Source organism: Nesterenkonia sandarakina, assembly GCF_003003175.1.
GTDB classification, from domain to species: domain Bacteria; phylum Actinomycetota; class Actinomycetes; order Actinomycetales; family Micrococcaceae; genus Nesterenkonia; species Nesterenkonia sandarakina_A.
Window position 1 is genome coordinate 338,129 of record NZ_PVTY01000001.1, and the last position, 12,772, is coordinate 350,900.

Consider the following 12,772-nt stretch of genomic DNA (forward strand, 5'->3'; position numbering starts at 1 on the left):
CCTATCCGTACTCTGTGCCCCCGGCGGGAATCGAACCCACGACTTTTGGTACCGGAAACCAACGCTCTATCCCCTGAGCTACGGAGGCCCGCCAGCTGTGCAATTCGAGGAAACGAGTTCCTCGAGCAACTGACCGATTTAGATTACCAGCACCGCCCCGGTTCCACCTAGCCGGTCACCGAGGTGGTGTAGCTCCACAGCTCCGCGGACATGCCCACGGGCTTCTTCGGCGCCTCCTCAGAGGGGGCTCCGCCGCCGGCATGGGACCTTTGGAAGTCCTGCGAGGTGCGCCAGTTCTCGAACGCCTGCTCGCTGGCCCAGCGGGTGATGACCAGCCAGGTGGTGCGTTCATCGGTGGGCTGCAGCAGCTCGAACCCTTCGAATCCCTCGGTGCCCTCCATGGAGTCGCGGCGCGCGGCGAACCGCTTGCCGAGTTCGTCTCCGGAGTCGGCAGGAACAGTGATGGCGTTGATCTTGATGATGCTCATGTCATCATCATCCCAAAATCAGCGGCGTCTGCACCAGGACGCAGTCTGCAGTCGTCATGCACGTCGTCGCACGCGTGATCGTCATCGCCCCGCCGCGTAGCCCTGGGCGCCGCGAGCGTTGGCCGCCGCGCTGAGCCGTCCGGTCTCCGGGTCTCGCATGACGCAGGAGAGCCGCCCCAGCGCCCAGTCCCCCGCCGTCGTCACCTGGTGTCCGCGCCGACGCAGACCTTCGATGAGCTCAGTGCCGAGCCGGTCCTCCACGACGGCGCCACCGGGCTCCCAGGCGCGCGGCCAGAAGGAGCCGGGCATCGACGTCGTATGCAGGGTGGGGGCGTCGATGGCCTGCTGGGCGGTGTGTCCGCCGATGAGCATGCGCAGCAGCATCGGCAGTTGCCACTGGTCCTGCTGGTCCCCGCCTGGGGTGCCCAGCGCGATCAGCGGTGCGCCGTGTTTAAGCACCAGCGTCGGGGTCAGCGTGGTGCGCGGGCGCCTGCCCGGTTCCAGCCGCGAGTGTGAGCGCTCATCGAGCCAGGTCATCTGCAGCCGGGTGCCCAGGCAGAAGCCGAGCCCCTCGACCACCGGTGAGGACTGCAGCCAGCCGCCCGAAGGCGTGGCGGAGACGATGTTGCCCCAGCGGTCCACCACGTCGAGGTGGCAGGTGTCCCCCTTGGTCTCTCCGGCCTTGGACACGGTCGGCTCTCCCGCGCCGGCTCCGGTGACGGCGTCGGACACCTCGACCAGGGTGGGCAGCACCTGCTCCATGCCCGGGACCTGCCCCGGTTGGAACTCGGTGGAGGCGCGCTCGCTGATCTGACCGCGGCGCTGGGCGGCGTAGTCCGCGGAGAGCAGGTGCTCGAGGTTCACCGGGACGTCGCCGTAGTAGGTGTCGCGGTCCGCCAGGGCCAGCTTCTGCGCCTCCAGGATCAGGTGGGCACCGATCTCGGTGCCCGGATCCAGCTGCTCATCCGGGTACCCCTCGAGGATCTTCAGCGCCTGCAGCAGGGCGGGCCCCTGGCCCCACGGGCCGGACTTCGCGATCGTGTGTCCGCGGAACTCGATCGAGATCGGGTCTTCGTATCCGGCGCTGTGCGAGGCGAAGTCCTCGGCGGTGATCACTCCGGCGTAGTCCCCGCCGTCGGAGTGGCGGTGCGGGGTCTGCACGAACTCGGCCGCCGACTGGGCGACGCGTCCGGTCTTCCATTCGGTCCGGGCGGCTTCGATCTGCGCGACCCGGCCGGTCTCGTCCGCCCCGGCTGTGATGAGTTCGCGCAAGACCTGCGCGTATTCGGGGTTGCGCACGATCTGCCCCGGCTCGGGGATCTTGCCGTCGGGCATCCACAGCGCCGCCGACGTCGGCCAGTGCTCTTGGAACAGCGCGGCGACGGCGCGGATCGCCCTCACGGCGCCGGGCAGGATCGCGTGGCCGTCCTCGGCATAGCCGATGGCGAAATCGAGCACCGCCGCCAGACCCCAGGTCCCGTGGTCGCGCAGCAGCACGAGCCAGGCGTCGACGGCGGCCGGGATGGCCGCAGCCAGGGCCCCGGCGCCCGGAACGCTCTCGAGCCCGAGCGCCCGGTAGTGCTGGATCAGCGCCCCGGCGGGCGCGGGCCCCTGACCCATGAGCACCTGCGGCTTATCGGGTGCCCCGGCCGTGGCGAAGATCCCGACCATGTCGCCGCCGGGACCGTTGAGGTGGGGCTCCACCACATGCAGCACGAAGGCCCCGGCCACCGCCGCGTCGAAGACGTTGCCTCCGCGTTCGAGCACCGCCTGTGAGGAGGCTGTGGCGAGCCAGTGCGTGGAGGCGGTCATTCCGAAGCTGCCCTCGAGCGTGGGCCTGGTGGTGAAGGTCTCGGCATGGGTGAACGTCATGGGCACTCCTGAGGCGTCGGCGCGACGATCGAGCAGGACACCCACCCGCCGCATTAGTTGCTTTTGCAAACCAGCCTACGGGATGGCGGGAGTCAGAAGAGCGCCGGCTGCATCGGCGCCGCGGCCGCGGTGGTCAGCGCCACCTGATTCGACCCCGCCTGATTCGACACCGGCGAGTCCGGGTCGTTGCGTTCGCGCCACATCAGGTCGGCAGGCTTGTCGAAGCCATGACGACGCCGGGCTGCGCGTGCGGAGTCGGCGAGCCAGTGCCGGTATTCCTTCGACGCGTAGGAGCCGCCGCCGTAGATCCGGCGGTACTTCGCCACCAGCGCGGGATACTCACGGGCCAGCCACGCCATGAACCACTCCCGGGCTCCGGGGCGCAGGTGCAGCGCGCCGGTGGTGACGTAGCTGGCACCGGCCTCGGCCAGCGCGGCGTGCAGGGTGTCGATGCGCGCGTCGCCGTCGGTGAGCCACGGCAGGATCGGCATGGCTAACACGGAACAGTCCAGTCCGGCATCGGTGATCGAGCGGATCAGGTTCAGCCGGGCCCGCGGATCCGGCGTTCCGGGCTCCACCTTCTGCTGTAGCTCCGGGTCCATGACCGCCAAGGACACCGCAACCGAGACCGGCACCTGTTTGGCAGCCTCCTGGAGCAGTGGGAGGTCGCGCTTGAGCAGCGGCCCCTTGGTCAGGATGGAGAACGGAGTTCCCGAATCTGCGAGCGCCCGGATGATGCCGGGCATCAGCTGATAGCGACCCTCGGCGCGCTGGTAAGGGTCGGTGTTGGTTCCCAGCGCAACGTGCTCGCGCTTCCAGGACGGCCGGTTGAGTTCCGCGCGAAGCACCTCGGCCACGTTGGTCTTCACGATGATCTGCGTGTCGAAGTCCCGGCCCGCATCGAGGTCGAGATACTCGTGGGTCTTCCGCGCGAAGCAATTGTGGCTCACCACTCCGTTGGCGATGAAGTCACCGGTGCTGGTGGTGATGTCGATCAGAGACTCGGTGCGCCCCAGCGCTTCGACGCTCGCAATCCCCAAGTCGCTCGAAGTCTTCACCGCGCTCCCTAGAATTGCGAGTTTTCGGCCGATACTAGGACCGACCATATGGAAGAAACGTCTGTGAGCTGTTCTTCCACCGCGCACACGAAGCGCAGCGATACCGCGAGCGTTGGCAGGTTCGATGACTCCATCGAACCCCAAAGAGTGCAGAGCGGAAAGGCCGCGCGAAAGCATCTCTTGGTCTGAATTCGAGAAGCGCAGCGCACCCTGAGAGTAGGAACCTTCTGCATCGAAGAAGCCCGCAAGGTAACCCCGTCGCCAGTCTGAGCCAGGATCCTCGGGCCAATCGATGATCTGCTTGATACCGCGGTAGTTCGTCCGCGTGGATGTGTAGATCGCCTGCATCGGTCGTTGCTGCCCCGCAGTAATGAAGGGTTTGAGGGCCGTCTTGATCCCTACTCGCGCGAGGAAATTTCTGCTGCGAATCAGGGCGGGAGCATCAATAAGCGCTAGACGAAATATCGTCACACGGTACGGCTTCCCGTTGGATGCCCGCACGTATGTTTTGTCGATCAGCATGCCGTCGCCACGAATCATCCCCGTGAGGTACCCACGTCGATACTCCGCCGAGTCCTCCGGTTCTACATACTGCTCGGGAGGCATGCCCAGACCGAATCCCATGAGCCCGTTGTTCTGCGTCAGACTCGGGCGCTGGGACCCGTCCTCTGGACGGGCCACGTATTTCCACCCGCGCTCGGTCAGGAACCGATGGTCTCCGCTGGCCACGATCTCGGTGCCGTCGCGGAGGGTGACTCGAAAAGCGGGCTTCTCGGTTCCCCATCTGGCCAAGACCTCTGCCCGAACGAACCGGCGATACCTGCCGTTGAGCTCGGTGCCGACGACGGCGTCACCTACCTTGACGTCACGGAGGAGCTTCTGCCGACCGTCGGCCATCAGGATCAGCGTTTCCGGACTCAGGCAGTAAACACACTGGTGCAGGCATCCGCGGGTCGGGTTCACGGTCCAGGAGAACGGCATATTGGACTGACCCGGCACCTTGTTGAGCGCGGTCTTCGCCGCCACCTCATGGAAGGTCACGCCTTCGAACTCCGGGGTGCGCACCGAGCGCATGAGCCCCTTGAGCGGGATGAGAGCCGCGCTCTCACCCTCCTGCACTGCCTGTCCCTGCCACCTCATGGAGCCATTCGAACATACTTTCGAATGGGTGTCGAGGTCAGCCCACCAGCAGCAGCACCGACCCGAGTCCGGTGCCCACCGCCAGCACCGTGCCGCCGGCGCCGAGCAGCAGCGCCGGCCCGCCCTCACGCAGCAGCCGGCGCAGATCCACCGAGGCCCCGACCCCGACCATCGCGGTCGTCAGCAGCATGGTCGTCACGTCCGCAGCGAAATCAAGCGTCGACGCCGGCAGGTCGGTTACCGAGCGCAGGGTCATCATCGCCAGGAATCCGAGCACGAAGAGCGGGATCAGCGGCGGCCTGGAGCCTTCCCGCTGCCCAGCAGATCCGGCGCGGCGCCGTCGCCGACCCAGGCTGATCCCCGCCACCATCGGTGCCAGCAGCACCACCCGCGCGAGCTTCACCAGCGTCGCGGTGGCCAGCGCCACCGCACCCACCACTCCCCCGGCAGCCACCACCTGCCCCACCTCATGGACGCTGGCGCCGATCCAGACACCCATCTGCTCCTCGCCGAGGCCCAGCAGCACCCCCAGCGGCGGAAGCACCAGCAGCGCGAGAGTGCCATAGAGGGTGACCACGGCGACCGCGGCCGCCGCCGAGGACTGCACCGGGGCGCCGTCGTCGTCCCTGCCGTCGCCTCGGTCGATCGCTGCGGCGGCTGCGGCGACCGCGGAGGCCCCGCAGATCGCGGTGCCGGTCGCAAGCAGCGTGGTCATCCCCCGCGGCGCGCCCAGCATTCGCCCCAGGGCGAGCATGCCGAAGAAGGTCACCCCCACCGTGAGCACAACGACGACGAGGATCTCCCAGCCCAGGCTGAGCAGGTCCCCCAGGGCCAGCTGCAGTCCGAGCAGCACGATGCCCGCCCGGAGCAGCGTCTTGGCGGCCCACTCGAGACCGCGCTCGCCCCAGAACGGGACCCAGCCGAGGCTGCGCAGCACGATGCCGGCCAGGACCGCGATCAGCAGTCCGGAGACCACCGGGATCAGCTCCGCGATCAGCCGGTGTGCGGCGATCGCGAGGATCAGTGCCAGTGCCGCGCCGGGCAGGATCTCCGCGGTCTGGCCCCAGAGGCGGGCCAGTCTCGCGGTCACGGTCGCAGTCAGGGCGGAGAGGGAAGGCACCGGATAAGCATAGGACCCTGACCTAGACTGAGCGGGTGCCGAATCAGCTGAACACCGAGACCCCGTCCGCCGCGCGTCCCGACTCCACGACGCAGGCGTCCACGCAGAGCTCCGCCTCCCAGAACTCCGTGCCGCAGAACCCCCTGCCGCAGGAGGCCGGGCGGCACCCCCAGGCGGACCGGGAGTCCTTCAGCTTCGAGGTCGAGGCCCGGATCGACGGCGCCCTGGGCCGCACGGGCACGATCCGCACCCCGCATGGCGACATCAAGACACCGGCCTTCATCCCGGTGGCCACCAAGGCCACGATCAAGACCGTCCGCCCGGAGGAGATGCTCGAGGTCGGTGCGCAGGCCGCCCTGGCCAACGCGTATCACCTGAACCTGCAGCCCGGCACCGACGTGATCGACGCCGCCGGTGGACTGGGCAAGTTCATGAACTGGCCGCTGCCGACCTTCACCGACTCCGGCGGATTCCAGGTGATGAGCCTGGGCGCCGGGTTCAAGAAAGTCATCACCATGGACGCCTCCGTGGTCCCCGACGACACCGCCGTCGCCCCGAAGAAGGTACGGCTGGCGCTGGTGGACGACGACGGCGTGACCTTCAAGTCTCATATCGACGGCACCACCCACCGGTTCACTCCGGAGATCTCGATGAAGCTCCAGCACGAGATCGGCGCGGACATCATCTTCGCGTTCGACGAGCTGACCACCCTGTTCAACACTCGGGACTACCAGGAGACCTCCCTGGAACGCACCCGGCTCTGGGCCGAGCGCTGCCTCTCGGCGCACCGCGGCCTCACCGCCGAACGCAGCCACCGGCCCTATCAGGCGCTGTTCGGGGTGCTGCAGGGAGCCCAGTACGAGGACCTGCGTCGCAAGGCCGCGAAGGACCTCGGCTCCATGGAGATCGAGGGCCAGAGCTTCGACGGCTTCGGCATCGGCGGCGCCCTGGACAAGGAGAACCTCGGGACCATCGTCGGCTGGATGGCCGAGGAGCTCCCGGACAACAAGCCTCGCCACCTCTTGGGCATCTCCGAGCCCGAAGACTTCTTCACCGCGATCGAGAACGGGGCCGACACCTTCGACTGCGTCTCCCCGTCGCGGGTGGCGCGCACCGGACGGGTCTACCACCCCGATGGGCGCTTCAACATCCCGCAGGCCCGCTTCAAGCGAGACTTCTCCCCCATCGACGAGGAGTGCACCTGCTACACCTGCCAGAACTACACCAGGGCCTACCTGCATCACCTCTTCAAGGCCAAGGAGATGCTCTACAACACGCTGTGCACGATCCACAACGAGCACTACACGATCAAGATGGTCGATGACATCAGGGCCAGCATCGAGCAGGGACGCTTCTACGAGTTCCGCGATGCGACGCTGAGCCGATACCAGGCCGGGGCCACCCCGTAGTCCACCAGGTCTCGCCCAACGGGTCTCGCCCAACGCCTCAGAGCTGGCTCAGCAGCTCGCGCCAGATCGCCTTCCAGTGATCGACCTCTTGGGGCGAGCGCAGCTTGGTGTGCCCGATCCCGATCGAGGATCTGTCCTGGGACTTCTGCGCGATGGTGACCGCCACCCGGGAACCATCGGCCAGCCCGGCGCGCCAGTAGCGCCACCGCTCGGTGGCCGAGGTCCCGGGAACCCCGTCGAGCGCGACCCCGTCGAAGGAGTCGCGCCCGGAGACCAGATCGACCCAGGCCTGCAGCGCGGCGTCCATGTCCCCGGGATAGGTCTTGGAGACCGAGGCCTGGAACTGCCCGTCCCGGGACTCCCCGGGCCGGCGCAGGGAACGGTGCTGTTCGTAGGCGACCGCCACGCTCTGGGCCCACCATCCGCGGTTCTCCACGTCGAGGGGCATGTGGTCATAGACGATTCCTACGATCTCCCGATGCGGCAGGGCAGCGGCTCCGGCGTCGTCGAGGGCGGTGACCCATTGCACCCAGGGGCGCCGGGTGGTGCGTTCGATGGCTGCGGTGCTGTGCCTCTTGACCATGGGCTCGAGCCTACGCGGTTGCTTCCACCCTGCCAGCCCCTGGTCGGCGGCGGACCCCGACCGGCGCCGGGCCTGACTCGGCGTCGACGGTGTTGACCGGCATGTGCGGGAAGTACTCCCAGAGCTCGCGGAGCTTGCGGAACTGCAGGTCATCGTCGAGCCCTTCAAGCACGGTGACCACTGCGGGACGGGCGCCTGAGGCCGTGGCGGCCTCGACGAGATCCCGCGGGACGGTCGGTTGTGCGGTGATCGTGAATGCGGTCTTGACAGCTTCGACGACTTCAACTCGTGTGACAGCGTGCATGGTGTTCCTTCCAAGAGGGTTCTGCATGGGGTGCCCGCAGCCCTCGGCGATCGGTCACATCCGTGCGGAGACCGATGCGTTGATGCTGCCCGGAGGATCCGGGAGCAGGTTCGGATGGTCGCGCTGGACGGTGCGCAACCTCCACGGGTCTCTGAACAACGCCACAGGTGTGCCGTCGTTGCGGTAGAGGACTTCGCAGTCCTGGCGGCTGCTGAGGATCTCGGCGGCCGCGGCGTCGATGTCGCGGGCCACCGAATAGTCCAGCGCGTCGAAGGACACCGAGGCGCCGAAGTCGGACTCCATGCGGGCGGAGACGACCTCGAACTGCATCGGTCCGACGGCGCCGAGCACCGGGCGCTGCTGGCCGCGGCGCTCGGAGTAGAAGACCTGGATGACGCCTTCGCGGTCCAGCTGCTCGATGCCCTTGCGGAACTGCTTGTGCTTGGAGGCGTCCCCGGTCTTGCCGACCCGGAAGTGCTCGGGGGCGAACGGCTTGAACGGGGGGAACATGACTGACTGGCCGGCGTAGAGCGTGTCGCCCGGGCGCAGCATGGACGCATTGACCAGACCGACGACGTCGCCGGGCCAGGCGGTGTCCACGGTGGTGCGGTCCCGGCCGAAGACCTGCTGCGAGTACTTGGTGGGGAACGGCTTGGCCGACTGCGCGTGGGTGGCCACCATGCCGCGCTCGAAGACCCCGGAGCAGATGCGCATGAACGCGATCCGGTCGCGGTGGGCCTTGTCCATGCCGGTCTGCACCTTGAAGACGTAGCCGCTGAAGTCAGAGGTCAGGTCGTGAGGGGTGCCCTCGGCGTCCGGGCGGGCCTGTGGCGGCGGGCCCTCCGCCATGATGAAGTGCAGCAGCTCTTCGACGCCGATGTTCTGCACCGCGGAGGCGAAGAACAGCGGGGTGGCCTCCTGGGCGAGGAAGGCCTCGCGGTCGTAGAACTGGTCGTCGATCTCCAGCAGCGAGGACTCCTCCACCGCGGTCTCGAACTCGAGGGGGTACTCGGCTTCGGCGACCTCGCCGGAGAGCTTTTCGGAGAGGACCTTCTTCGCGCCGCCGGGGGCGCGGGTGTAGCGGTTCATGGTCATCTCATCGGGGTGCAGCAGGCCCAGCATGTGCCCGGAGTCTCCGACCGGCCAGTTGCGCGGCATCGAGCGCATTCCGGTGCGGGTGAGGATCTCATCGACGAGCTCCAGCGCGGCCTGGCCGGGGCGGTCCCACTTGTTGATCACGGTGATGACCGGCAGTCCGCGGGCCTTGCAGACCTCGAAGAGCTTCATGGTCTGGGCTTCCATGCCTTTGGCGGCGTCGATGAGCATGATCACCGCGTCCACGGCGGCGAGCACCCGGAAGGTGTCTTCGGAGAAGTCGGCGTGCCCGGGGGTGTCCACCAGGTTCACGATCGCGTCACCGACGGTGAACTGCAGCACCGCGGAGCTCACCGAGATGCCGCGGGCCTTCTCCATCTCCATCCAGTCCGAGACGGTGCCGCGGCGTCCAGCTTTGCCATGGACCGCGCCGGCCTCGGTGATCGCGTTGGAATGAAGCAGCAGCGCCTCACTCAACGTGGACTTGCCCGCATCGGGATGCGAGATCACCGCGACGGTGCGGCGAGACAAGGCCTCCTCTAAGATCTGCTTGGTATCTGCTTCCATCACGCCTCTGACTCTACGCTTCCGCGCGGAGAGAGATGAATTCTCACGGCTCCGTGAGGGCACCGTCACAGCCCTGATCGGGAAGAGACCCTCCGGAGATCGGTCTGCGCCGTGGGCGCCGATGGTCTCGCGGCGATCAGTGCGGGTAAAACGCGCTCACCCGCCGCGGATGGACTCGTCGGCAAGGTCGAGCACCGCATCGAGCACGTCGATCCCGAAGATCAGCTCCTCAGCGGTGGTGTTCAGCGGCGGACAGATGTGCAGCCGGTTCATGTTCATGAACGGAAGCACTCCCCGGCGTCTGGCTTCGGCGACCAGCTCACTCATCACCGCGGGGGTCTGGCCATAGGACGCCAGCGGCTCGCGGGTCTCCTTGTCCTTGACCAGTTCGATCGCCCAGAACATTCCGACGCCGCGCACATCCCCGACGCTGGGGTGCCGGTCCTTCAGCGCGGCGAGCCGCGGGCCGATCACCTCCTCGCCGAGCGTCAGCGCGTTCTCCACCATGCCCTCTTCGCGCATCGCGCTGATCGCGGCGACGGCGGCGGCTGCGGCCAGCGGGTGGCCGGAGTAGGTCAGTCCTCCCGGGTAGGCCCGCTCGGCAAAGGTCGCGTAGATCGCGTCGTCCATGGCCACACCGCCCATCGGCACGTAGCCGGAGTTGACCCCCTTGGCGAAGGTCACGATATCGGGCTCGATCCCGTAATGCTGGTGGGCGAACCACTTCCCGGCGCGCCCGAAGCCCGACATCACCTCATCGATGATCAAGACGATGCCGTGCTCATCGCAGAGCTCCCGCACCCCCTGCAGGTATCCCGGCGGGGGCAGGTAGATGCCGGCGGTCCCCGGGATGGCCTCCAGGATGATCGCCGCGGTCTGCCCTGCGCCTTCGAGCATCACCAGGTCGCGCAGGTGATTGAGCGCGCGTTCGGCCTCCTGCGCCTCGTCGGCGGCGTTGAAGTACGAACGGTAGGTGTAGGCGGGCAGGAAGTGCTCGACGCCGGCGTCGTCGTCGGAGGCGATCCGGCGCGGGTCCCCGGTCAGGTTCACCGCCAGGTGGGTGCCCCCGTGGTAGGAGCGGTAGGCGGAGAACACCTTGCGCCGACCGGTGTGCAGCCGAGCCATCCGCACCGCGTGCTCGTTGGCGTCGGCGCCGCCGTTGGTGAAGAACACGTGGTTGATGTCATCGGGCAGCAGCTCTGTGATCAGCCGTGCCGCTTCGGAGCGGGCGTCGTTGGCGTGCTGCGGCGCGACGGTGCACAGCTTCTCGGCCTGGGCCTTGATCGCCTCGATGATCTTCGGGTGCTTGTGCCCAGCATTGGTGAAGACCAGCTGGGAGGTCAGGTCCAGCAGCTTGTTTCCCTCGCCGTCCCAGATCCAGGAGCCCTCGGCGTCGATCACGGTCATCGGGGTCAGCGACTCCTGCGCGCTCCAGGAGTGGAACACGTGGCTGCGGTCCAGCTCGTAGGCCCGGCGCCCGGCCTCGATCGCGGCGGCGCTCGGGCCTGCCTCGCCGGGGGCGCCTCTGCCGTCGGTGCCCGTGCCAGCGGGGTCGATCGGCTCAGTGGTCTTGGCCGTCATGGGGTTCTCCTGCTCTGAAGTCCTGGTCCGTCGCTCGGTGGGGAGCCCGGCTGCAGGCCGCTCTCGGACCCGTCACCCCAGCCGGTGCTCTCCACTTTGCCATGCGTGACACAGAGCACCTTTCCGTGACGTGGGCGTGTTCTGCGCCGAACCAAGACTTCCTCCAGCCTGCAGAGGTGCGTGAGACCGCGCAGTCCCCAAGGACCAGACTTCTGGGCACGCACGATCGGTGGGCCGATCAGCGTGGGAGTAGCGTGAAAGACATGCGTTGCGGTCCCCCGGGACACGCGATGCCGCAGGTCACAGAACTTCTCGACCACTCGTCACCGTTCTGACATCCCTCGACGAAGGAGCACCCATGAAGACCCAAGCAGCAGTCGCCGTCGCCCCCGAGACAGACCTGGAGTTTCGCGAGCTGACCCTCGATGCCCCACGGCCGGATGAACTGCGGATCAAGATGATCGCCTCCGGGGTGTGCCACACCGATGCGATCATCCGTGACCAGTGGTACCCGGTGCCGCAGCCTGTGGTCCTGGGCCACGAGGGCGCCGGGATCGTGGAGGAGATCGGCTCGGCGGTGACCGGGTACTCCGTGGGTGACAAGGTCGTCCTGGGCCCGTCGTTCTGCAGCCAGTGCAAGCAGTGCCTCTCCGGACACCCGATGTACTGCGAGGCCTTCTACGACCGGAACTTCGGCGCCCAGCGCCCGGACGGCTCCACCGCCTTCAGCACCGCCGACGGCGAGTCGGTGGGCTCACACTTCTTCGGCCAGTCCTCCTTCGCCGAGCACACCAATGTGCCGGCCCAAGGCGTCGTCAAGGTGCAGGATGACGCCCCGCTGGAGCTGCTCGGCCCGCTGGGCTGCGGCCTGATGACCGGCGCCGGCGCTGTGCTGAACGTGCTGCGCCCCAAGCCAGGCTCCTCGATCGTGATCTTCGGAACCGGGGCGGTCGGGATGGCCGGGATGCTCGCCGCCAAGGCCGCCGGGGCGACGACGATCATCATGGTCGACATCATCGCCGAGCGGCTCGAGTTCGCCAAGGAGCTCGGCGCCACCCACACGGTGAACTCCAAGGAGACCGATCCCGTCGAGGCGGTCAAGGAGATCACCGGCGGCGGCGCCGAATACGCCCTGGACACCACGGGTGTGCCCCCGGTGTTCTCGCAGATGACCAGGTCGCTCGGCGTGCAGGGCCACGGCGCCCTTGTCGGCGCCGCCAAATTGGGCACCGAGGCGCCCTTCGACATCGGCACCTTGTTGGTCTCGGGCATCACCGTGAGCATGGTGATCGAGGGCGACGCGGTGCCCAAGGAGTTCATCCCGCGTCTGATCGCGCTCTACCAGGAGGGCAAGTTCCCGTTCGACAAGCTCGTCAAGAGCTACCCGTTCGCCGAGATCAACACGGCGTTCGCCGACTCGGCCGCCGGGACCACGCTGAAGCCGATCGTGGTGTTCTAGGTGTAAGAGGGCGTGACGTTATTGACACCGATCGGGACCAGTGAGGCCGGCGGCATCTCACCACAGGCAGTATGCGGACGATGATAGTTATAGTGA

At 67.5% G+C, this 12,772-nt stretch carries 10 protein-coding genes, 1 tRNA gene and 1 pseudogene; 2 read left to right on the forward strand and 10 right to left on the reverse strand.

Annotation, left to right across the window (positions count from 1 at the left end; genetic code table 11):
- Positions 1 to 15: 15 nt before the first annotated feature.
- The 5 genes from BCL67_RS01475 to BCL67_RS01500 form a co-directional block, all read right to left on the reverse strand.
- A tRNA-Arg gene (locus BCL67_RS01475) sits at positions 16 to 88 on the reverse strand.
- 79 nt (positions 89 to 167) lie between these two features.
- Positions 168 to 488 carry an antibiotic biosynthesis monooxygenase family protein gene (locus BCL67_RS01480; protein WP_106121690.1) on the reverse strand — a complete coding sequence of 107 codons (321 nt, stop codon included), beginning with the start codon at positions 486 to 488 and terminating at the stop codon, positions 168 to 170.
- 81 nt (positions 489 to 569) lie between these two features.
- A complete protein-coding gene (locus BCL67_RS01485) occupies positions 570 to 2,360 on the reverse strand; it encodes a gamma-glutamyltransferase family protein (RefSeq protein WP_106121691.1) in 1,791 nt (596 codons plus the stop codon).
- Positions 2,361 to 2,452: 92 nt separating this feature from the next.
- Complete coding sequence (locus BCL67_RS15150; RefSeq protein WP_146131056.1) at positions 2,453 to 4,558, reverse strand: intein-containing Rv2578c family radical SAM protein; 2,106 nt, start codon at positions 4,556 to 4,558, stop codon at positions 2,453 to 2,455.
- A 37-nt stretch (positions 4,559 to 4,595) separates the two neighbouring features.
- Positions 4,596 to 5,678: a YeiH family protein gene (locus BCL67_RS01500; protein WP_219886336.1), complete on the reverse strand. Its 1,083-nt coding sequence runs from the start codon at positions 5,676 to 5,678 to the stop codon at positions 4,596 to 4,598.
- A gap of 128 nt (positions 5,679 to 5,806) precedes the next feature.
- Here BCL67_RS01500 and tgt point away from each other — a divergent pair, with 128 nt between their 5' ends.
- Entirely contained in the window at positions 5,807 to 7,087 is a 1,281-nt protein-coding gene (gene tgt / locus BCL67_RS01505) for a tRNA guanosine(34) transglycosylase Tgt (RefSeq protein ID WP_219886343.1), read from the forward strand.
- A 37-nt stretch (positions 7,088 to 7,124) separates the two neighbouring features.
- Here the strand turns inward: tgt and BCL67_RS01510 are convergent, their stop codons facing one another.
- The 4 genes from BCL67_RS01510 to BCL67_RS01525 form a co-directional block, all read right to left on the reverse strand.
- Positions 7,125 to 7,670 carry a hypothetical protein gene (locus BCL67_RS01510; RefSeq protein ID WP_106121692.1) on the reverse strand — a complete coding sequence of 182 codons (546 nt, stop codon included), beginning with the start codon at positions 7,668 to 7,670 and terminating at the stop codon, positions 7,125 to 7,127.
- Between the two features lie 10 nt (positions 7,671 to 7,680).
- Entirely contained in the window at positions 7,681 to 7,974 is a 294-nt protein-coding gene (locus BCL67_RS01515) for a hypothetical protein (RefSeq protein WP_106121693.1), read from the reverse strand.
- A 54-nt stretch (positions 7,975 to 8,028) separates the two neighbouring features.
- A complete protein-coding gene (locus tag BCL67_RS01520) occupies positions 8,029 to 9,636 on the reverse strand; it encodes a peptide chain release factor 3 (protein ID WP_106121694.1) in 1,608 nt (535 codons plus the stop codon).
- A gap of 156 nt (positions 9,637 to 9,792) precedes the next feature.
- Positions 9,793 to 11,217, reverse strand: a complete 1,425-nt coding sequence (locus BCL67_RS01525; RefSeq protein ID WP_106121695.1) for an aspartate aminotransferase family protein — start codon at positions 11,215 to 11,217, stop codon at positions 9,793 to 9,795.
- A 358-nt stretch (positions 11,218 to 11,575) separates the two neighbouring features.
- Between BCL67_RS01525 and BCL67_RS01530 the strand changes: the two genes are divergently transcribed.
- A complete protein-coding gene (locus BCL67_RS01530; RefSeq protein ID WP_106121696.1) occupies positions 11,576 to 12,676 on the forward strand; it encodes an NAD(P)-dependent alcohol dehydrogenase in 1,101 nt (366 codons plus the stop codon).
- Here BCL67_RS01530 and BCL67_RS01535 read toward each other — a convergent pair.
- A pseudogene (locus BCL67_RS01535) lies at positions 12,673 to 12,772 on the reverse strand (IS481 family transposase); the annotation flags it as partial. The gene BCL67_RS01530 and the pseudogene BCL67_RS01535 sit on opposite strands and share 4 nt — an antisense overlap.